The organism is Pseudomonas sp. ANT_H12B (genome assembly GCF_008369325.1).
Lineage (GTDB): Bacteria > Pseudomonadota > Gammaproteobacteria > Pseudomonadales > Pseudomonadaceae > Aquipseudomonas.
In genome coordinates this window covers 34,141-55,577 of record NZ_VOBI01000009.1, presented here as the reverse complement: position 1 = coordinate 55,577, position 21,437 = coordinate 34,141, and the positions used below count along the sequence as shown (strand labels likewise).

The following is a 21,437-nucleotide window of genomic DNA, read 5'->3' as shown; positions in this document are numbered from 1 at the left end:
ATGCGCTTGATCATCGTCAGCGGCCGCTCAGGCTCCGGTAAAAGTACCGCGCTCAATGTCCTCGAGGACAACGGCTACTACTGCATCGACAACCTGCCCGCAGGCCTGCTGCCAGAGCTGGCCGAACGCGCGCTGATTCACACCGAACTACCACAGCCGCTGGTTGCGGTATCCATCGACGCGCGCAACTTGCCAAGCCACTTGTCGCGGTTTCCGGAACTGCTCGAAGAAGTCCGCAGCCGGCACATCCACTGCGATGTCCTGTACCTGGATGCCGACGAAGAAACACTGCTCAAACGCTTCTCGGAAACCCGCCGTCGCCACCCGCTGAGCACTGCTAATCGTTCGCTGGCCGAGGCGATCAACGATGAAACCAGCCTGCTCGGGCCAATTGCCGACCTCGCCGATCTCAAAGTAAACACCACCAACCTGAACCTGTATCAACTGCGCGATACCATCAAGCTGCGCCTGCTGAACCAGCCCGAACCCGGCACTGCGTTCCTGGTGGAGTCTTTCGGTTTCAAGCGCGGCATGCCGGTGGACGCCGATCTGGTGTTCGACGTGCGCTGCCTGCCCAACCCGTATTGGAAGCCGGAGTTGCGTGACCAGTCCGGGCTCGATCAACCGGTTGCCGAATACCTGGCGGCACAGCCGGATGTCGAAGAGATGTTCCAGGACATTTCCACGTATCTGCTCAAGTGGCTGCCCCGCTTTGCAGCCAGCAACCGCGCCTATGTCACCATTGCCATCGGCTGCACCGGCGGGCATCACCGCTCCGTCTACCTGACCGAACGTCTGGGTCAGGTCCTGCAAAAAACCCTGAAGAACGTCCAGGTCCGCCACCGCGACCTCAGCTAAAGGATTCACATCGCGATGCCTGCTCTGGAAATTGAAATCATCAACAAGCTGGGCCTGCATGCCCGTGCTTCTGCAAAATTCGTTGGGATCGCCGGCCAATTCAAGGATTGCACGATCAGGGTAGGACGCACGCCAGACTCCACGGTCGACGGCAAAAGCATCATGGCCATGATGATGCTCGCGGCCGGCAAGGGCACCAAAATCTATCTGAGTACGGAAGGCGAGCAGGAAAGGGAAGCGCTGGATGCGCTGGTCGCGTTGATCAATAACTTCTTCGACGAAGGCGAGTAGTACTCGCCCTGCTATAAAGTCAGCGTCTTCCTTCTAGGCCAGCGCGGTATCCATCACCATCATCAAGCAAAAACCGATCAACAAGCCAAGGCTGGCCAGTTTGTCGTGACCGTTGCGGCGCGACTCGGGGATGACTTCGTGGGTGACCACCAGCAGCATTGCCCCGGCCGCCAGCGCCAACCCCAAAGGCAACAGCAACTCGGCCAGACTCACCAGCCACGCGCACAACAGCGCGAACACCGGCTCGACCAACCCTGACGCCGCACCGATCAGGAACGCCTTGACTCGCGACATCCCCGCCCCGGCCAATACCAACGCAATCACCAAACCTTCCGGCACATCCTGCAAAGCGATACCCATGGCCAAGCTGTCAGCATCAGGCATTCCACCACCAGCCGAGACCCCGACGGCCATGCCTTCGGGGATGTTGTGGGCGATGATGGCAAACACAAACAACCAGATCCGGGGCGGAATGACCGGTCGCTCCAGCGTGCCCACCAACATTTCCGGACTGGCCCCGGAGACCTTTCGATCCACCAGAAACAGCCCGAACGCGCCGAGCATGATACCGAAGCTGATCAGGCCGCTGGCCGCCCAAGGCGTCAGCCCCAGGCTTTCGGCGGCGGAGATACCCGGAACGATCAACGAAAAGGCCGTCGCAGCCAGCATCACCCCCGCCCCGAAACCGAGCAGCGTGTCGCTGACTGCCTGGGGCATCCGCCGAATCACCAGCACCGGCACCGCGCCCAAAGCCGTGCCCAGGGCGCAGATCGCCCCGCCTTGCAGCGCGCGCAGCAATTTCGGCTCGAGAACCAGCCACACCAGCCCTTGGGCAGCCGATAAAGTCATCCCCGCCAGCAATAACAGTGATCCAAACGTGTAACGAAACATTCGCCCGCTTCCGATCGCCGGTGTTTCAGTGCCCATAGTCAGCCTTGGATGGTTTTGTAGACGACTTAAACCCGTGCAGCCTGATAGCGCGCAGCAACTTCAGGCCAATTGATCACGTTGTAAAACGCATTGATGTATTCCGGACGGCGGTTCTGGTACTGCAGGTAGTACGCGTGCTCCCAGACATCCAGGCCAAGGATCGGCGTATTGCCATTCATCAACGGGCTGTCCTGGTTACCGCTGCTTTCAACGATCAAAGTCTTTTGCGGCGTCACACTCAGCCAGGCCCAGCCGCTGCCAAAACGGGTCAATGCCGCTTTGGTGAAGGCTTCCTTGAAACGCTCGAGGCCGCCCAGTTGCTCATCAATGGCCTTGGCCAATTCGCCTTCAGGTTTGCCACCGCCGTGAGGAGCCATCACCTCCCAAAACAGCGAATGGTTGGCGTGACCGCCGCCCTGATTGATCACGGCAGCGCGGAGCTTCTCTGGCAATTGCTGCACAGCGCCCACCAGTTTTTCCACCGGCCATTCAGCAAACTCGGTGCCTTCGACCGCTGCGTTGAGGTTGTTGATGTAGGTCTGGTGGTGTTTGGTGTAGTGGATTTCCATGGTCTGCGCATCGATATGCGGTTCCAGGGCATCGTAGGCGTAAGGCAAGGCAGGCAACGTAAAAGCCATTTCAATGGACTCCATGATGTAGTGGCGCAGGCGAAGCGGCATCGATGTGCAGCAACCGATGGGTGCGCGGATACTCGCCGTGTTCGCTGATGAAATTCAGCAGCTCGACGTAGGTTTTGCTGCTCTGGCGCAGCGCTGCTTCGCGCAGGGCTGGTGCCAGTCGTGGGTCCTGCATGGTCTGCAACAACCGCTGATGGATCGCACACAGGTATTCGGCGCTCTCCTCCGGCTGGTTCAGACGCAAATGCAGGTCTGCCAGGTTGTGGTGGGAAATCACGCAGGCTGCCACCGCTTCATCGACATCCGCCCAGCGCTCGAACAACACCTGGGCCAGGGCCAATGCCTGCAAATAAGCCTCGCGGGCATCGACCAGTTCGCCCAGCATGAAACAGCGATTTGCTCTTTCGATCGTGCGTTTCCAGTGCTCCATGGTGAGCCTCCAAAGCGGTAGCGGTGATTACACGCCGCCTGCGGTGAGCTTTTCAGGATTGAGTAGCTCTTCCAGTTGGCTGCGTGTCAGGTCGGTGTGTTCCAGGGCGACATCGATCACCGGACGGCCCTGCTGATAGGCCTTCTTGGCGATCTCCGCGGCTTTTGGGTAACCGATGCTGCTCAGCAGGTTCTGGGCGATGATCGGCAGCATCACGTTCAGTTCGAAATTACCCGACTGGCCAGCGATGGTGATGACCGTGTCATTGCCAATCACTTGAGCGGCGACCATGGCTTGGCTTCCGGGATCACCGGGTTGACCTTGCCAGGCATGATCGACGAGCCCGGCTGCAAGGCTTCGAGTTCGATTTCACCGAGACCGCTGACGCTTTAAGCTGTCCGGAAACAGCCACCGCGGTGTCTTGGGAACCGATCAGCGCAAACAGATCCTTGCCTGGTTTGAATTGAACGTGAGTCAGATCGCTCAGTTGTTGACTCAAGCGCGCGGCAAATTCCGGAGGCTCGTCGGGGTCCATCGCGCAACGGATCTGGCGACTCATCCAGTGCCAGCTTTCGAGGTAAGGCTGCTCGTGCGAGGCAGAACTCATGATCCGGGCCCATTCGTCAATGAGATTTATTATTAGATGATAATGAGAACCAAAACAACCCCGATGACGAATGCCGAATTCATTGTGGGAGCGGGCTTGCCCGCGATGAGGCCGGTACATCAACATATTTGTCGCCTGATCCACCGCCATTGCGGGCAAGCCCGCTCCTTGCGTGAGCTCAATAAAAAAGACGCGCCACCTGATTGGGTGGCGCGCCTTTTTTGTATAACGGTCGGGGTTTAGCTACCCGCCACCGTCATCCTCTCGATCAGCACCGAACCTGTGCGAATGTTGCTGCGCAATTCCAGGTCATTACCGACCGCGACGATCTGCTTGAACATGTCACGCATGTTGCCGGCGATGGTCACTTCCTGGACCGCAAACTGGATTTCGCCGTTCTCGACCCAGTAACCCGCCGCGCCACGGGAGTAATCGCCGGTGACCATGTTCAGTCCCTGGCCCATCAGTTCGGTCACCAACAAGCCGCGCCCCATGCGACGCAGCAAGGCGGCCTGGTCTTCGTCGCCATGGGTAACGAACAGGTTGTGCACGCCACCGGCGTTGGCAGTACTCGGCATGCCGAGCTTACGACCGGAATAGGTGCCAAGAATGTACGACACCAATTCGCCTTTTTCGACGAACGGTTTGGCATAAGTCGCCAAACCATCGCCATCAAACGCCGAACTGCCCATGGCGCGCATCAAATGCGGACGCTCATCGATGGTCAGCCATTCCGGGAACAGTTTCTGCCCCAGCGTGCCTTCAAGGAACGAGGATTTACGATACAGACTGCCGCCGGAAATCGCCGAGAGGAAACTGCCGAACAAACCACCGGCCAGTTCCGCGGAAAACAGCACCGGCACTTCGCAGGTCGGTACCGGACGCGCGCCCAGACGGCTCGCCGCCCGTTGCGCGGCACGCTGGCCGATGCTCACCGGGTCGGCCAGCAAGTTGCCCTGGCGGTTCACGTCGTACCAGTAATCACGCTGCATCTGGCCATCGGCCTCGGCAATCATCACGCAGCTCAGGCTGTGGCGTGTTGACGCGTAGCCGCCGATAAAACCGTGGCTGTTGCCGTACACGCGGCAGCCCTGGTGAGTGCTGAGGGTGGTGCCGTCGGCGTTCTTGATCCGGCTGTCAGTGGCAAACGCCGCCGCTTCGCAGGCCAGGGCCTGTTCGATGGCTTGCTCCGGGGTGATGTCCCATTGATGGAACAGGTCGAAATCCTGCAGATCCTTGGCCATCAACGCGGCATCTGCCAAACCTGAGGCTTCGTCTTCAGACGTGTGCTTGGCGATGGCCAGCGCAGCGGCGACCGTTTCGCGAATGGCTTCAGGACCGCTGGCCGAGGTGCTGGCCGAGCCCTTGCGCTGGCCGACATACAAGGTGATGCCAAAGCCTTGATCACGGTTGAATTCGACGGTTTCGACTTCTCGCTGACGCACCGACGTGGACAGGCCCTGCTCCAGAGACACGGCCACTTCACACGCACTGGCACCCTGACGCTTGGCTTCAGCGATGATCTGCTCGACTTGTTCTTGCAGTGCCGGCAACGCTTGTGGGCCGACGCTTTCAACTGCACTCATGCTGTTCTCCACTCAAATTCTGCTTTCGGCTGGGGCCTTCGAGCGACCGGGCCGGACAAGCGGCCCCCGACTGGTTATCATGGCGGCGTTTCTTTGCGGACGGCCACCATGGTTGATTCTTACGACGACTCCCTCGATACGGGAGAAAAAAGCAAATCCCAGGTTAAACGCGAGCTTCATGCTCTGGTTGACCTCGGCGAGCGCCTTACAACGCTCAAGCCTGACTTGCTGGCAAAACTGCCGTTGACCGACGCTATGCGCCGGGCCCTGGCCGATGCCCCCAAGCACACCGCGAATATCGCGCGTAAACGGCACCTTATGTTCATCGGCAAACTGATGCGCGATCAGGACACTGACGCCATTCTGACGCTGCTCGATCAACTCGATGCCTCCACCCGGCAGTACAACGAACGTTTCCATGGCCTGGAACGCTGGCGCGATCGCTTGATCGCTGGCGACGACGGCGTCCTGGAGAAGTTCGTGGTCGACTACCCGGAGGCTGATCGTCAGCAATTGCGCTCCCTGATCCGTCAGGCCCAGCACGAACTGGCGACCAACAAGCCACCGGCTTCGAGCCGTAAAATCTTCAAGTACATCCGTGAGCTGGACGAGACTCAACGCGGTCTGCGTTAAATCTCGAATCGGGTGAGCCACGAAGCGGCTCACCCGAAGCTCCATCCATCAAGATCCTGTGCCACCCACAGTGATCGCATCGATTTTCAGCGTTGGCTGGCCGACACCCACCGGCACCGACTGCCCATCTTTCCCACACGTCCCCACGCCGCTGTCCAGCGCCAGATCGTTACCGACCATCGACACTTTGCTCATGGCTTCCGGACCGTTGCCGATCAATGTTGCGCCTTTGACCGGGGCCGTGATTTTGCCGTCTTCGATCAAGTACGCCTCGCTGGTGGAGAACACGAACTTGCCGCTGGTGATGTCCACCTGACCGCCGCCGAGGTTGGCGCAGTAGATGCCGCGCTTCACCGAGGCAATGATTTCTGCCGGGTCGCTTTCGCCGGCGAGCATGTAGGTGTTGGTCATCCGCGGCATCGGCAGGTGCGCATAGGATTCGCGACGACCGTTACCGGTGCGGGCCACGCCCATCAGGCGGGCGTTGAGTTTGTCCTGCATGTAGCCTTTGAGTACGCCGTTTTCGATCAGCGTGGTGCACTCGGTCGGGGTGCCTTCATCGTCGACGCTCAGGGAACCGCGGCGACCGGCCAGCGTGCCGTCATCGACAATCGTGCAGAGCTTGGACGCAACCATCTCGCCCATGCGTCCGCTATAGGCCGAACTGCCTTTACGGTTGAAGTCGCCTTCCAGACCGTGGCCGACAGCTTCGTGCAGCAATACGCCGGACCAGCCAGAACCCAATACCACCGGCAACGTACCGGCCGGTGCAGGGATGGCTTCGAGATTGACCAGCGCCTGACGCAACGCTTCACGGGCATAGCTCATGGCGCGGTCGTCACTGAGGAAATATCGGTAATCGGTACGACCGCCACCGCCATGACCACCGCGCTCACGGCGACCGTTCTGCTCGACGATCACGCTGACGTTGAAGCGCACCAGCGGTCGCACATCTGCCGCCAGGCTGCCGTCGGTGGATGCCACGAGGATTCGCTCCCAGACGCCGGCCATGCTCACGGTGACTTGCTGGATTCGCGGGTCGAGGGCGCGAGTCGCGACGTCGATGCGTTTGAGCAGTTCGACTTTCTCGGCGCGCGTCATCACTTCCAGCGGATTGTCCGGCCCGTACAACTGGGCGACATCCTGGGTAGTGAAGGCTTGCACGGTGCCGTTCTGCCCGGCCCGGGAGATCGAACGCGCCGCGCGAGCCGCCGCGCCCAAGGCTTCGAGGGTGATCGCATTGCTGTAGGCAAAACCGGTTTTTTCACCCGATTGCGCCCGTACGCCGACACCTTGGTCGAGGTTGAAACTGCCTTCCTTGACGATCCCGTCTTCCAGCGCCCAGGACTCGGAGATCTGCCCCTGGAAATACAGGTCGGCAGCATCGATGCCCGGGCCGGCCAGATCGCCGAGCACACCTTGCAGGCTCTCGATCGTTACGCCGCCGGGCGCCAGGAGGTGCTCACTGACTGAGGACAACAACTCGCTCATATTTTTTACGCCTTAAATTCGTCGTTCCGGGCAGGTCGCTGGGCGCCCTGCGAGAAAAAGCGCCGGTGACTGGACACCGGCATCCGCGCCCTGATGGACGCCTGTTCGCTGCTATCGCGTTCGGCCAGCAGCACGGCCTCGCCTTGATCCTGTTGCGCCAGCACGCGACCCCACGGGTCGATGATTGCAGCATGCCCCCAGGTTTCTCGCGGCCCCGGATGAGTCCCACCTTGGGCGGCCGCGAGCACATAACATTGAGTCTCGATGGCCCGCGCGCGTATCAGCACATCCCAATGCGCCGCGCCGGTCACGGCGGTAAATGCCGACGGCGCAGTAATCAACTCGGCGCCGGCAGCTCGTAATTCACTGTAGAGCTCCGGGAAGCGCAGGTCATAACACACCGTCAGGCCGACCCGACCGACGGGCGTGTCGGCCACCACTACCCCACTGCCATAAGCATAGTCATCGGATTCGCGATAACGGCCGCGATTGTCCGCCACATCGACGTCGAAAAGATGCAACTTGTCATACCGTGCAACGGTTTCGCCGTGATCATCCACCAGCAGCGAGCAGGCATGCACCTTGGCCGTCGGCTCATCCACCGGCGGCAACGGCAATGTACCGGCTACTATCCATAACTTGAGGTCGCGTGCGGTCTGTTTCAACCATGGCAGGATCGGACCTTCGCCCGACGCCTCGGCGCGGCCGATGTCGGCAATGTCGCGACGGCCCATGGCGGCGAAGTTTTCCGGCAGCACGGCAAGCGCAGCGCCACCGGCAGCCGCCTGCTCGAGCAGACGACGGGCCTGGGCCAGATTGGCCAGCACATCGCTCTGGCTGACCATTTGAATCACCGCTACAGACATGCCCTTTTCCTTATATGAAATCTGCACGACCTGCGGCCCCTGTAGCAGCTGCCGAAGGCTTCGTCAGCTGCTACATAAACCCGCGTCGCCACATAAAAGTCTTTGACCATGCTACTCCATCAGCCAAGGACGTGGGCTCAGAGAAAGAAAGTCAAAAAGGCTTGTCAAAGGTGATTTTCGGCTCTTTCCAAGGGCCTTTGACGGTGTATTTCACGCTGGCAAAACGCGCCACGCGGTCACCGATCAGCTTGTCGATCAGGAACAACGCCCCGCCGATGGCCGGTGCGCCGACGATCAGCGCAGCGATTGGCAGATTATTGGACACCGGCAAGGTGACCAACAACTTGGCATCGACCTTATCGCCCACCAGATCCAGAGTACCGTTGAGCTCAATATTGCTCGACGGGCCGGTCAGCAAGATCGGCTCACGGGTTACGTATACCCCGTTGGTCGCCACCAGCAGGCCCTTGACCCGGTCATAACTCAGGCCTTTACCAAACAGATCGGAGAAGTCCAGACGCAGACGGCGGCCGATGGAGTTGAAGTTGAGCAGGCCAAATACCCGCAACGCCTGAGCGCTGCCCTCGACTTCAACAAACTGGCCCTTATTCAACGAAGCATCAAGGGTTCCGGAGAAGCGCTTGGTGGCCAGCCAGGCCGGCGAACCCGGCCAGCGGCCATCGACATCCATATGAAATTCTTCACTGGTGACGCTTGGTGCAAAACCCCAGCCCTTCAACACATCGGCGAGGTTTTTGCCGCTAATCCGGCCCTTGTACCAACTTGTGGACGAACCGGGCACACCTTCCCATCCGCCGCTGCCCTGCAACAGGATGCCCTTGAGGCCCAGATCCAGCGCATTGAGCGCAATGCCCTTAGCGGTCGGACGAACCTTCAGCGACCAGCCGCCCACCAGATCCTGGCCCTGGAACAGCTGGTTGATGGTGATATCCAGCGCCGGGATTTTGGTCGGGTCCACCGTTGCCAGCGGGTCCGGTGAGTTCTCGTCAGCCAAAACCGTTGGATCTGGCGCCGGCAAACGTACGTAGTGCAGATTGATCGCAATCGGCGCGGCTTTCGCATCGGGGATGTTGGCGGCGCCCTTGACCTGCTGACTGTCGAGCTGCAAGGCCCACGCGGCCGGTTTTCGGTTCAATTGCACCGACGCCTGATCGAGCGTGGTGCCGATACCGCTGAGCTTGCCGACCTTGAAATCGGCGCTGCTGAGCAACTGTTTGGCACTGCCGCCCGGATCCTGGCCCGCATACTTGTCCACCAGGTCTTTCCACGGGCCGACATCCAGTTCCGAGAGCACGCCACGTACACGCAAGCCTTTGGCGCCGGGCAGCACGGCGTTGCCGCCACCGAGGAACAATTCACCGCGACCTTCAGCAAAATTACCGGTCGGAGCTGCAAACGTGAAGTTCGCCAGCTCACCGTAGTTGACCCAATAGCGCCGCTCCGGCCCTTGCAGGGTCATGCGGAACGTGGTGTCGCGCCTCGCGTCGGCCGCCATGCCGAACGGTGCTGGCAAATCGACCGCTACGCCTTCGAGGCTGGAACTGACCATCAATTGACTGTCGGCGCCATCAAGGTTCAGTTGCAATTGATACGGGATCAAACCGGACACCGGCAACGGCTGAGTCACGCTCAGCCAGTCGGTGAGTTTCTTGACCTCAACCTGACCCGATGCGGCGACGCGAGTCTTGATGTTGCCCGGGCTGCCATCGGCGAAAATCTGTGCGGTTACGGGTTTGTCGAAAGCCCGTGCGGTGATCTTCTGCCCGCTCAAACCCTTGTCGCTGTCAAAGCGAAAATCGCCTTTGAGCTGTGTAAGTTCCAGGGTCGGTTCGGCCAGTTTCAGGCGGGCCTTGGCGGTTTTGAAGTCGACGAGGATCTTCGGTTGTTCACCTTTGGCCAGCGGGATATCCAGTTTCAACTTGCCCTGCAGATCGCCCTCGCCTTCCCAACCGGCGAAGGTCTCGGCTGTACCGATCGGCGCTTGCTGAAGAATTTTCAGGCCATCACCCAACCCACCAGCGAACGCACCGTCGAGGTACAAATGGGAGTTCTGCCCGGCAGGCACGTGGGGGATGTTGACGTAGATGTCGCGAACCTGGGTGTCGAGCAACTGCCCCTTGCTGGCCAAAATCCGCACACCGCTGTCTTCAACGAACACGTCCCCCGTAACCTTGCTGACATGTGGCCAGCCCGGCTGGAAAGCCAGTTCGGCATCGTGAACCTTGAAGAACAGGCTGATGCTGCGAGCCGTCTCGGCGGCGCCGTGGTTCAGCGAACCCTGGTACTGGAAGAAGCCTTGGTCCACCGCGCCTTTTAGAATCGCCGTACGCAGCCATTCGTCCAGCGCCGGGCTGAGCATTGTCGGCAGGTACTTGGCGGTGTAACGACCGTCACCGTCCACCAGACCGACCCGCAGGTCCATGTAGTCTTCCTGGGTGTGATCGAAATGCAGGCGGATCAGGAAGTCGCCAGCAATCTTGCCCTCTTCACCCAACACCTTCAGGTACGGCGCAATCAGGGTGAAACCTTCTTTATCGAGTTTCCAGGTCAACCGGGCGTTGGCCTGAATGTATTGCCATGGCTTGGCGAAGATCGGGTCCAGATGCAGGACAAAGTCTTTGCTGTCCATCCGCAGCTCACCCTGCCCCAGGTCGCCGCTGATACTGCCGCTGACATTTCGCGCCGCCGGTGCGCCGTGATAGGCATCGAAGCCTACCCGATCCAGATTGGCGGCAAAGCTGAATTTGCTGTCGTCGGTCGCGTTGGGCCGGAAGTCCATCAACACGTTGCGTAAACCACCGGTCACTTTCAGACGCTCGACCGCCGTAGCAACGCCTTCAGGCAGCGGCCCCAAGGCATTGAGCAGCGGCGTGATCGGGGTGAGGTCGAGGCGGTCGGCTTGCAAATGCCAAAGCTCCTCGGATTTGTCGGTGGCCGCGCTTTGCCTGAGTTGCAAGTGCGATTCCCAGCGGGTCTCGCCGAGGTTCATGGCCAGCGAATCCAGAGTCAGCAGGACGCCTTCGGAACTGCGCTGAAAATACCCGTTGAGCGCCAGATTATTGATCTGGATCGGCTTGCGCTCGGCGTAGGCACCCTTGAGTTGCGGCGCGTTCAAGCGAACCGCGGCGCTTTGCAGGGCACCCTTGCTCCAGTTGACCCAGAGCTCGCCACCGGCCTTGATCTCGGAGAAATTCCACTGTTGGGTCAGGCGTTCGGGCAACCATTTAGACCAGTCGCTTTGCGGCAGGCTCACATAAGCCTGCGCCTCGCCATCCTTCCACTGGCTGGCGCTTAGGCGGGTGCGCAGGCTCATGGCCACCGGCTGACCGTCGGGCAGGGTCAAACGCGCATCAAGTCGCTGACGGGAGGCGCCGGTTTTCAGGTTCAGGCCAACGTACGTCAGGGTGAGAGGCGGATGCTCAAGTGGTTGCAAGGTCACCTGGCTGTCGAGTACCGACAACTGCTGGACCATCTGCATGCGATTGAGCAACTGTTCCGGGGCCAGCGGCTGATCCTGCTGCACCGGTAAACCTTCCAGCGCCCAATGGCCGTCTTCGCCTTCCTTGAGGCTGATCTTCAGGCCGTTGAGTTCCAGGTGCGCGATGCGCACTTCGCGAGCCATCAGGCTGGCCCACAGATCCGGCACCGCTCGCACCTGATCCAGGCGCAAGGCATTGGCGCCCTCGCCAACCATCACGTCGTGAGCCAGCAGAATCGGCGCAAAACCGCTCCAGTTGCCTTCCAGTTCGCCGATATTCAACGGCATGCCCAAGGCAGCGCTCGCCTTGGTTTCAACTTCGGTACGGTACTCGGCCACTAGCGGCGTCAGCTCTCGGCCGAGGCTGACGTACAACGCCATCAACACCAATACCAACGCGCACAGGCCCAGACCCCAGCGGGTCAGTGCGGCCAAAATGCGTGTCAGACGTTCCATGTCAGTTGGCTCCCATGGCAAAAATACTGCAAAAAGCTGAAGCCAGCCGTTCTAGTAAAGAGTGAAATACAGCGATTCAGAGCAGCACCACGTCGTATTGTTCCTGGGAATACATGGTTTCCACCTGGAACCGAATGGTGCGTCCGATAAAGCCTTCCAGCTCGGCAACGTTGCCCGACTCTTCATCGAGCAAACGGTCGACGACTTTCTGGTTGGCCAATACACGATAGCCTTCGGCCTGATAGGCGCGCGCCTCTCGCAGGATTTCGCGGAAGATCTCGTAGCAAACCGTTTCAGGCGTCTTGAGCTTGCCGCGACCCTGGCAACTGCTGCACGGTTCGCACAGCACTTGTTCGAGACTTTCGCGAGTGCGCTTGCGGGTCATCTGCACCAGGCCCAACTCGGTAATCCCGATGATGTTGGTCTTGGCGTGATCGCGCTCCAGTTGCTTCTCGAGTGTGCGCAACACCTGACGCTGGTGCTCTTCGTCTTCCATGTCGATGAAGTCGATGATGATGATCCCGCCCAGATTACGCAGGCGCAGCTGACGAGCAATGGCGGTCGCGGCTTCTAGATTGGTCTTGAAAATGGTTTCTTCGAGATTGCGGTGACCGACGAACGCCCCGGTGTTGACGTCGATGGTGCTCATGGCTTCCGCCGGATCGACCACCAGATAACCGCCGGACTTCAGCGGGACTTTGCGTTCGAGGGCTTTCTGGATTTCATCTTCGACGCCGTACAGGTCGAAAATCGGCCGCTCACCTGGGTAGTGCTCGAGACGATCAGCGATTTCGGGCATCAGTTCAGCGACGAACTGCGTGGTTTTCTGGAAGGTTTCCCGGGAGTCGATCCGGATCTTTTCGATCTTCGGGCTCACCAAGTCACGCAAGGTCCGCAGCGCCAGGCCGAGGTCTTCGTAGATCACGCTCGGCGCGCTGATGGTTTTGATCTGCTCGTTGATCTGATCCCAAAGCCTGCGCAGGTAGCGGATGTCCATCAGGATTTCATCAGCACCCGCGCCTTCGGCGGCGGTTCGCAGGATGAAGCCTCCGGCTTCCTTGATGCCTTCTTTGGCCACGCAATCGGTGACCACTTGCTTGAGGCGTTCGCGCTCGGCTTCGTCCTCAATCTTCAGGGAAATGCCGACGTGGGCAGTGCGCGGCATGTACACCAGATAACGCGAGGGAATCGACAACTGGGTTGTCAGGCGTGCACCTTTGGAACCGATCGGGTCCTTGGTGACTTGCACCACCAGGCTCTGGCCTTCGTGAACCAGCGAACTGATGCTCTCTACCGTCGGGCCTTCACGCAGGGAAATTTCCGAGGCATGAATGAACGCGGCGCGGTCCAGACCGATGTCGACGAATGCCGCCTGCATACCCGGCAGTACCCGCACGACCTTGCCTTTGTAGATGTTGCCGACTATCCCGCGTTTTTGCGTGCGCTCTACGTGGACCTCTTGCAGGACACCGTTTTCAACCACCGCCACGCGCGATTCCATCGGCGTGATGTTGATCAGGATCTCTTCACTCATGGCAGGGTCTCGTTCAGGCATGTTCACGATAATGGCCGCATCTTGTCAGTACGACGCTCAGCGCGCGTTAAGGGTTTGCCAACAGGGTATGCCGAAATGGCCGAGCAGCTCCGAGGTTTCGCACAGCGGCAGTCCAACCACCGCCGAGTAGCTTCCATTCATCTGGGCGACAAACACCGCGCCCAGCCCTTGAATACCGTAGCCACCCGCCTTGTCCCGCGGCTCGCCGCTGGCCCAGTAGGCCGCCGCTTCATCGCGGCCGATGGGGCGAAAACGCACCAGACTGCGCACAACCCGTGACTCGCAACGCTCGCCGTCAAGCACAGCAATGGCCGTCAACACTTCGTGCTCTTGACCGGCCAGCATCATAAGCATGGCGCACGCGTCGGCTTCGTCCACCGGTTTGCCGAGAATTTTCCCGTTCAGCACTACAGCGGTATCAGCGCCCAGCACACAGAAGTCTACGTCGGACACGACAGCGCCGCGCCCGGCTTCAGCCTTGCCGCGCGCGAGGCGCTCGACATAGGCCGACGGCGATTCGTGATTCAAAGGGGTTTCATCGATATCTGCGCTGATGGCGGAGAACGGCACGCCGATCTGCGTGAGCAGTTCACGCCGACGCGGCGAGCCTGAGGCGAGGAATAGCTGTTTCATCAAGACATCTCCCTGTTTAGTGCCCTGCCTCACAAATACTGTTCTTTTTTGGCGGCGTCTTTTGTTGTCATACTGCGTTGCCGCTCCTCGCCATAGCGAGCTATGACTCGTCGCGGCGCCTTGTCTGGCAACAACAGCCACTCGCCAAAAAGGAACGTACTTGCGAGGCAGGGCACCGGTGCGGGCACATGCCTGACCGAATTAATTAATTTTGTAGCGTCGACACAACCCGCGCAAACCGAAGCTGATCCACGGCCAGAGCAATGCGCTGACCAGTGCCGGCAAGACCAGCGCCAGCGTCGGCTGACGGTTGCCGGTCAGGGCGCTGAGCCAGAGTTGTACAAGCTGCGCGAGGCCGAAGATCACCAGGATCACCAGGCACTGCTGCCACATCGGGAACATGCGCAGGCGCTGTTGCAGCGACAGCACCAGGAAGGTGATGAGCGTCAGGATCAATGCATTCTGGCCCAACAGCGTGCCGTAGAGAACGTCTTCAGCCAGACCCAGGCACCACGCGGTGACCATGCCGACTTTTTGCGGCAAGACCAACGCCCAGAAGGCCAGCAGCAAGGCCAGCCACAACGGGCGGAGGATTTCCATGAATTGCGGCAGCGGTGAAACGCTGAGCAGCATGCCAACGGCAAACGTCAGCCAGACCATCCAGCCGTTTCGGGATGAAGTAGCACCCACCATTATTCTCGTCCCCCAGTGGTAGCCGGCGCGGAGACAGGCGGTTTGGCAGCAGGCTTCACGACAGCGGGTTGCGCTGCCGGCGGTTTGGCGGCTGCAGGTGTCGCGGGCGGTTTGGCAGCAGCAGGATGCGCGGCAGCAGGCTTGGCCGGGGTTGCGGCAGGCTTGACCGACGCTGTAGCGGCAGGCGCAGCGGCCGGAGCAGCCGGTACAGCGGGAGCTGCAACAGCAGCCGGGACAATGGCAGGTTTGGGCACCGTCGCTGGAATAATCGGCCCGCCGCCATGCTGGTCCAGCGCTTCCTGAGCCTGTGCGGCGTCGTTGGCGCGCTCTTCGGCGGTGCGGCTGTCGGTGAACACCAGCAGTAGATAACGGCTGCGGTTCAAGGCTGCGGTCGGCACAGCGCGGACAATCGCGAAAGGCTGACCGGAATCGTGTATCACTTCCTTGACCGTCGCCACCGGGTAACCCGCCGGGAACCGCTGACCCAAGCCGGAGCTGACCAGCAGATCGCCTTCTTTGATATCGGCCGTGTCTGCGACGTGACGCAATTCCAGACGTTCCGGGTTGCCGGTACCGCTGGCGATTGCCCGCAGGCCGTTGCGATTCACCTGCACCGGAATGCTGTGAGTCGTGTCGGTCAGAAGCAGGACGCGAGAGGTATACGGCATCAACTCGACCACCTGGCCCATCAGGCCACGGGCATCGAGTACCGGTTGGCCGAGGACCACGCCGTCGCGCTCACCTTTATTGATGATGATGCGATGGGTGAAGGGGTTGGGGTCCATGCCGATCAACTCGGCGACTTCAACCTTCTCGTTGACCAGCGCGGAAGAGTTGAGCAACTCGCGCAGCCGAACGTTCTGCTCGGTCAGGGCGGCAAGCTTTTGCATGCGGCCCTGCAACAGCAGGTTTTCGGTCTTGAGTTTTTCGTTTTCGGCGACGAGTTCGGTACGGCTGCCAAATTGGCTGGCCACACCCTGCCATAGCCGCTGTGGCAGGTCGGTGATCCAGTAAGACTGCATCAGCACCAGCGACATTTGGCTACGCACTGGCTTGAACAGTGTGAAGCGGGCATCGACCACCATCAGCGCGACCGACAGCACGACCAGCACCAACAAGCGCACGCCCAGTGAGGGCCCTTTGGTGAAAAGCGGTTTAATAAGCCGCTCCTCCCAGGCAAATGTTTTCTTTATTCATACGGCATCAAACCGGCCTGGATGCAGACTGACAGAAGATAAACGCCAACAGGCAGCACTGCAAAGTGCTGCCTGCGCGCCAACAGCATAGATGCAACCGGCGAGATCACTCGCTGGAAAGCAGGTCCATGGTGTGTTTATCCATCATTTCCAATGCACGGCCACCGCCGCGAGCAACGCAGGTCAGCGGGTCTTCGGCAACGATCACCGGCAGACCGGTTTCCTGAGCCAGCAACTTGTCGAGGTCACGCAGCAAGGCGCCACCACCGGTCAGTACCAGACCACGCTCGGCGATATCGGAAGCCAGTTCCGGAGGCGATTGCTCCAGCGCACTTTTCACAGCCTGAACGATGGTGGCCAGGGACTCTTGCAGAGCTTCCAGCACTTCATTGGAGTTCAGGGTGAAGGCGCGTGGAACGCCTTCGGCCAGGTTACGGCCGCGAACATCGACTTCGCGAACTTCGCCGCCCGGGTAGGCAGTACCGATTTCCTGTTTGATGCGCTCGGCGGTGGATTCGCCGATCAGGCTGCCGTAGTTGCGACGCACGTAAGTGATGATCGCTTCGTCGAAGCGGTCGCCGCCAACCCGTACGGATTCGGCGTAAACCACACCGTTCAGGGAGATCAGCGCGATTTCAGTGGTACCGCCACCGATATCGACAACCATCGAACCGCGTGCTTCTTCAACCGGCAGGCCGGCACCGATCGCAGCCGCCATCGGCTCTTCGATCAGGAACACTTCACGGGCACCGGCACCAAGGGCCGATTCACGGATGGCACGACGCTCAACCTGAGTGGATTTGCATGGAACGCAGATCAGCACACGAGGGCTAGGCTGCAGGAAGCTGTTTTCGTGAACCTTGTTGATGAAGTACTGCAGCATCTTTTCGCAAACGCTGAAGTCGGCGATCACGCCATCCTTCATCGGACGAATGGCAGCAATGTTGCCCGGCGTACGGCCGAGCATGCGCTTGGCCTCGGTGCCGACAGCAACGACACTTTTCTGGTTACCGTGTGTCCGAATAGCCACAACCGATGGCTCATTCAGGACGATACCGCGCTCGCGCACGTAAATAAGGGTGTTGGCAGTGCCCAGGTCAATGGAAAGATCGCTGGAAAACATGCCACGCAGTTTCTTGAACATGGGGAAGGGACCCTAGGCAACGCGTGGGTAAAAAAGTGCGGCAAACTCTAACAACGACAGGGATTTTGGGCAAGGCGCCAATATGTTAAATTGGCCGCTTTTCTGTGCACCAACCCCCACAATCGCGGCCTTATGACCGTAGAAATGCGGTAGTGTTCCGACAATCTAACACACGGATAGCATCCGTTCTGTTTTCCTTCCACTGGAGAATCCCATGGCGCTTGAACGCTCCGACGTGGAAAAAATCGCTCATCTGGCCTGTCTTGGCCTTAATGATGCCGATCTTCCACACATCACTTCGGCCCTGAACAGCATTCTCGGGCTGGTCGACGAAATGCAGGCGGTCAATACCGACGGTATCGAGCCGCTCGCCCACCCACTGGAAGCCAGCCAGCGTCTGCGTGCGGACGTCGTGACCGAAACCAATCATCGCGAGGCTTATCAGTCCATCGCACCAGCGGTCGAAAACGGCCTGTATCTGGTTCCGAAAGTCATCGACTAAAGGGAAAGAGCCTGCAATGCATCAATTGACTCTGGCCGAGATCGCCCGCGGACTCGCCGATAAAAAGTTTTCTTCCGAAGAGCTGACCAAAACCCTGCTGGCGCGTATCGCCCAGCTCGATCCGCAGCTCAACAGTTTCATCAGCATCACCGAAGACCTGGCGCTTGCGCAGGCGAAAGCCGCTGACGCACGCCGGGCCAATGGTGAGAGCGGCGCCCTGCTCGGCGCGCCGATCGCCCACAAAGATCTGTTCTGCACCCAAGGCATCCGCACCAGCTGCGGCTCGAAGATGCTCGACAACTTTAAAGCACCGTACGACGCCACTGTCGTCGCCAAGCTGGCCGCTGCCGGGGCCGTGACCCTGGGCAAGACCAACATGGATGAATTCGCCATGGGTTCAGCCAACGAGTCGAGCTACTACGGCGCGGTGAAAAACCCGTGGAACCTGGAACATGTTCCGGGCGGCTCCTCCGGCGGCTCCGCTGCTGCGGTCGCCGCTCGCCTGCTGCCTGCGGCCACCGGCACCGACACCGGCGGCTCGATCCGTCAGCCCGCGGCCCTGACCAACCTCACCGGCTTGAAACCGACGTACGGTCGTGTTTCGCGCTGGGGCATGATCGCTTACGCCTCCAGCCTCGATCAGGGCGGCCCGCTGGCTCGCACTGCCGAAGACTGCGCCATCCTGCTGCAAGGCATGGCCGGTTTCGACCCGCAGGACTCCACCAGCATCGACGAGCCCGTGCCTGATTACAGCGCCGGCCTCAACGGTTCGCTGCAAGGCTTGCGCATCGGCGTGCCGAAGGAATACTTCAGCGCCGGTCTCGACCCGCGCATCGCCGAGTTGATCCACAACAGCGTCAAGGAGCTGGAAAAGCTCGGTGCGGTGGTCAAGGAAATCAGCCTGCCGAACATGCAGCACGCGATCCCTGCGTACTACGTGATCGCCCCGGCAGAAGCGTCTTCCAACCTGTCGCGCTTCGACGGCGTGCGTTTCGGCCATCGCTGCGAAGACCCGAAAAACCTGGAAGACCTGTACAAGCGTTCCCGCGCCGAAGGTTTCGGCCCGGAAGTGCAACGCCGGATCATGGTCGGTGCTTACGCGCTGTCGGCCGGTTACTACGACGCCTACTACCTGAAGGCCCAAAAGATTCGTCGCTTGATCAAGAACGACTTCATGGCGGCCTTCAATGAGGTCGACATCATCCTCGGCCCAACCACGCCGAACCCGGCCTGGAAGCTCGGCGCCAAGAACAGCGACCCGGTCGCTGCCTATCTGGAAGACGTCTACACCATCACCGCCAACCTCGCCGGTCTGCCGGGCTTGTCCATGCCAGCCGGTTTTGTCGATGGTCTGCCGGTCGGCGTGCAATTGCTCGCCCCGTATTTCCAGGAAGGCCGCCTGTTGAACGTTGCCCATCAGTATCAGTTGAACACTGACTGGCACACCCGCACCCCAACCGGCTTCTGAGGAGAAACACATGCAATGGGAAGTCGTGATCGGGCTGGAGATTCATACCCAGCTCACCACCCGGTCGAAAATCTTTTCCGGTAGTTCCACCACCTTCGGTTCCGAGCCGAACACCCAGGCCAGCCTGGTAGACCTGGGCATGCCCGGTGTACTGCCGGTGCTGAACCAGGAAGCGGTGCGCATGGCGGTGATGTTCGGTCTGGCGATTGATGCCGAGATCGGCCAGCACAACGTGTTCGCCCGTAAAAACTATTTCTACCCGGACCTGCCCAAGGGCTACCAGATCAGCCAGATGGAATTGCCGATCGTCGGCAAGGGCCACCTGGACATCGCGCTGGAAGACGGCACGGTCAAACGCGTCGGCATCACCCGCGCGCACCTGGAAGAAGACGCCGGTAAAAGCCTGCACGAAGAATTCAGCGGCGCCACCGGCATCGACCTGAACCGTGCCGGCACGCCGCTGCTGGAAATCGTTTCCGAACCCGACATGCGCAGCGCCAAGGAAGCCGTGGCTTACGTCAAGGCGGTCCACGCGCTGGTGCGTTACCTGGGCATCTGCGACGGCAACATGGCCGAAGGCTCGCTGCGTTGCGACTGCAACGTGTCGATCCGTCCAAAGGGCCAGGTTGAATTCGGCACGCGCTGCGAGATCAAGAACGTCAACTCGTTCCGCTTCATCGAGAAGGCGATCAACACCGAAGTGCAGCGTCAGATCGAGCTGATCGAAGACGGTGGCAGGGTGATCCAGCAGACCCGTCTGTACGATCCGAACAAGGACGAAACCCGTCCGATGCGCAGCAAAGAGGAAGCCAACGACTACCGTTACTTCCCCGATCCGGACCTGTTGCCGGTGGTTATCGAGAACTCGTTCCTCGACGACGTGCGCGCCACCCTGCCGGAATTGCCACCGCAAAAACGCGAGCGCTTCCAGGCGCAGTTCGGTCTGTCGGTCTACGACGCCAGCGTCCTGGCCACCAGCCGCGAGCAAGCCGATTACTTCGAGAAAGTCGTGAGCATCAGCGGCGACGCCAAGCTGGCGGCCAACTGGGTGATGGTTGAACTGGGCAGCCTGTTGAACAAGCAGGGCCTGGACATCGATCAGTCGCCGGTTTCGGCCGAGCAACTGGGCGGCATGTTGCTGCGCATCACCGACAACACCATCTCCGGCAAAATCGCCAAAGTGGTGTTTGAAGCCATGGCCAACGGCGAAGGCAGCGCGGACGAGATCATCGACAAGCGCGGCTTGAAGCAAGTGACCGACAGCGGCGCAATCTCTGCGGTGCTGGACGAAATGCTCGCGGCCAATGCCGAACAGGTTGAACAGTACCGCGCGGCAGACGAAGCCAAACGCGGCAAGATGTTCGGCTTCTTCGTCGGCCAGGCCATGAAAGCCTCCAAAGGCAAAGCCAACCCGCAACAGGTCAACGAACTGCTCAAAAGCAAACTCGAAGGCTAACCACAGTGATCGTTCCCATGCTCTGCGTGGGAACGCCTCATTGGACGCTCTGCGTCCGCTTTTTGTGACGCACGGCGTCACGGGCTGCATTCCCACGCGGAGCGTGGGAACGATCATGGGGTCACCTAATGAAGCGTTTGCTCAGTACCTGCGCCCTGCTCTCTTTGCTGGCCGGTTGCGCCAGCACCGATATCATCGCTCCACACGGCTACGACAAGACCGGCACGGCGTCCTATTACGGCGCCAAACACCACGGTAAACGCACCGCCAGTGGCGAGCGTTTCAACAAGAATTCCCTGACCGCCGCCCACCGCCAGCTACCCTTTGGCACACGGGTGAAGGTCACCAATCTGAACAACGACAAATCCTGTGTCGTGCGCATCAACGATCGCGGACCATACACCCGTGGGCGTCTGATCGATGTTTCACATGAAGCGGCCGAACAACTGGGTATGCTCAGAAGCGGCACCGCGAAGGTTCGCGTGCAAGCCCTCGACGACTGATA

Annotated in this window: 19 protein-coding genes and 2 pseudogenes; 7 read left to right on the top strand and 14 right to left on the bottom strand. The window is 60.1% G+C overall.

Translation table 11 applies throughout. The annotated features are described in order from the left end of the window. Both rapZ and FQ185_RS15415 read left to right on the top strand, forming a co-directional pair. A complete protein-coding gene (rapZ, locus tag FQ185_RS15420) occupies window positions 1–858 on the top strand; it encodes an RNase adapter RapZ (RefSeq protein WP_149418152.1) in 858 nt (285 codons plus the stop codon). 15 nt (window positions 859–873) lie between these two features. Continuing rightward, entirely contained in the window at window positions 874–1,149 is a 276-nt protein-coding gene (locus FQ185_RS15415) for an HPr family phosphocarrier protein (protein ID WP_149418151.1), read from the top strand. A 33-nt stretch (window positions 1,150–1,182) separates the two neighbouring features. On the opposite strand, the gene FQ185_RS15410 is transcribed toward FQ185_RS15415, so the two are convergent. The 6 genes and pseudogenes from FQ185_RS15410 to pmbA all read right to left on the bottom strand — a co-directional run bounded on the left by FQ185_RS15410 (window position 1,183) and on the right by pmbA (window position 5,340). Then, on the bottom strand, window positions 1,183–2,076 hold the full coding sequence (locus tag FQ185_RS15410) for a ZIP family metal transporter (protein WP_149418150.1): 894 nt from the start codon (window positions 2,074–2,076) through the stop codon (window positions 1,183–1,185). 29 nt (window positions 2,077–2,105) lie between these two features. Then, window positions 2,106–2,717, bottom strand: coding sequence for a superoxide dismutase (locus FQ185_RS15405; protein WP_149418149.1), 612 nt, complete (start codon window positions 2,715–2,717; stop codon window positions 2,106–2,108). Between the two features lies 1 nt (window position 2,718). Next, window positions 2,719–3,147, bottom strand: coding sequence for a hypothetical protein (locus FQ185_RS15400; RefSeq protein ID WP_149418148.1), 429 nt, complete (start codon window positions 3,145–3,147; stop codon window positions 2,719–2,721). Between the two features lie 27 nt (window positions 3,148–3,174). Continuing rightward, window positions 3,175–3,664, bottom strand: a pseudogene (locus tag FQ185_RS15395) (lyase family protein); the annotation flags it as partial. Then, window positions 3,665–3,754 (bottom strand): annotated as a pseudogene (locus tag FQ185_RS15390) (FagA protein); the annotation flags it as partial. 239 nt (window positions 3,755–3,993) lie between these two features. Beyond that, window positions 3,994–5,340 carry a metalloprotease PmbA gene (gene pmbA, locus FQ185_RS15385; RefSeq protein ID WP_149418147.1) on the bottom strand — a complete coding sequence of 449 codons (1,347 nt, stop codon included), beginning with the start codon at window positions 5,338–5,340 and terminating at the stop codon, window positions 3,994–3,996. A gap of 108 nt (window positions 5,341–5,448) precedes the next feature. On the opposite strand from pmbA, the gene yjgA reads away from it, so the two are divergent. Next, entirely contained in the window at window positions 5,449–5,973 is a 525-nt protein-coding gene (yjgA, locus tag FQ185_RS15380) for a ribosome biogenesis factor YjgA (protein ID WP_059403243.1), read from the top strand. A 48-nt stretch (window positions 5,974–6,021) separates the two neighbouring features. Here yjgA and tldD read toward each other — a convergent pair whose 3' ends face one another. The 8 genes from tldD to mreB form a co-directional block, all read right to left on the bottom strand. Next, window positions 6,022–7,464 carry a metalloprotease TldD gene (gene tldD, locus FQ185_RS15375; protein WP_149418146.1) on the bottom strand — a complete coding sequence of 481 codons (1,443 nt, stop codon included), beginning with the start codon at window positions 7,462–7,464 and terminating at the stop codon, window positions 6,022–6,024. 5 nt (window positions 7,465–7,469) lie between these two features. Next, window positions 7,470–8,330, bottom strand: a complete 861-nt coding sequence (locus tag FQ185_RS15370) for a carbon-nitrogen hydrolase family protein (RefSeq protein ID WP_149418145.1) — start codon at window positions 8,328–8,330, stop codon at window positions 7,470–7,472. Between the two features lie 151 nt (window positions 8,331–8,481). Then, the gene (locus tag FQ185_RS15365) at window positions 8,482–12,285 is read right to left on the bottom strand and encodes a YhdP family protein (RefSeq protein ID WP_149418144.1); all 3,804 of its coding nucleotides are present in this window, start codon (window positions 12,283–12,285) and stop codon (window positions 8,482–8,484) included. A 76-nt stretch (window positions 12,286–12,361) separates the two neighbouring features. Continuing rightward, window positions 12,362–13,819: a ribonuclease G gene (gene rng, locus FQ185_RS15360; protein ID WP_149418143.1), complete on the bottom strand. Its 1,458-nt coding sequence runs from the start codon at window positions 13,817–13,819 to the stop codon at window positions 12,362–12,364. A gap of 57 nt (window positions 13,820–13,876) precedes the next feature. After that, window positions 13,877–14,473: a nucleoside triphosphate pyrophosphatase gene (locus tag FQ185_RS15355; RefSeq protein ID WP_149418142.1), complete on the bottom strand. Its 597-nt coding sequence runs from the start codon at window positions 14,471–14,473 to the stop codon at window positions 13,877–13,879. A 201-nt stretch (window positions 14,474–14,674) separates the two neighbouring features. Next, window positions 14,675–15,166 carry a rod shape-determining protein MreD gene (mreD, locus tag FQ185_RS15350; protein WP_149418141.1) on the bottom strand — a complete coding sequence of 164 codons (492 nt, stop codon included), beginning with the start codon at window positions 15,164–15,166 and terminating at the stop codon, window positions 14,675–14,677. After that, complete coding sequence (gene mreC / locus FQ185_RS15345) at window positions 15,166–16,326, bottom strand: rod shape-determining protein MreC (protein WP_149418140.1); 1,161 nt, start codon at window positions 16,324–16,326, stop codon at window positions 15,166–15,168. The genes mreD and mreC overlap by 1 nt, the downstream gene beginning before the upstream one ends. 142 nt (window positions 16,327–16,468) lie before the next feature. Next, complete coding sequence (mreB, locus tag FQ185_RS15340; RefSeq protein ID WP_002555108.1) at window positions 16,469–17,506, bottom strand: rod shape-determining protein MreB; 1,038 nt, start codon at window positions 17,504–17,506, stop codon at window positions 16,469–16,471. A gap of 214 nt (window positions 17,507–17,720) precedes the next feature. Here mreB and gatC point away from each other — a divergent pair, with 214 nt between their 5' ends. From gatC to FQ185_RS15320, 4 genes are all read left to right on the top strand, one after another. Next, the gene (gatC, locus tag FQ185_RS15335) at window positions 17,721–18,008 is read left to right on the top strand and encodes an Asp-tRNA(Asn)/Glu-tRNA(Gln) amidotransferase subunit GatC (RefSeq protein ID WP_007901429.1); all 288 of its coding nucleotides are present in this window, start codon (window positions 17,721–17,723) and stop codon (window positions 18,006–18,008) included. A 16-nt stretch (window positions 18,009–18,024) separates the two neighbouring features. Further along, window positions 18,025–19,476: an Asp-tRNA(Asn)/Glu-tRNA(Gln) amidotransferase subunit GatA gene (gatA, locus tag FQ185_RS15330; protein WP_149418139.1), complete on the top strand. Its 1,452-nt coding sequence runs from the start codon at window positions 18,025–18,027 to the stop codon at window positions 19,474–19,476. Window positions 19,477–19,486: 10 nt separating this feature from the next. Then, the gene (gene gatB, locus FQ185_RS15325; protein WP_149418138.1) at window positions 19,487–20,932 is read left to right on the top strand and encodes an Asp-tRNA(Asn)/Glu-tRNA(Gln) amidotransferase subunit GatB; all 1,446 of its coding nucleotides are present in this window, start codon (window positions 19,487–19,489) and stop codon (window positions 20,930–20,932) included. 128 nt (window positions 20,933–21,060) lie between these two features. After that, entirely contained in the window at window positions 21,061–21,435 is a 375-nt protein-coding gene (locus tag FQ185_RS15320; protein ID WP_149418137.1) for a septal ring lytic transglycosylase RlpA family protein, read from the top strand. Window positions 21,436–21,437: the final 2 nt, after the last annotated feature.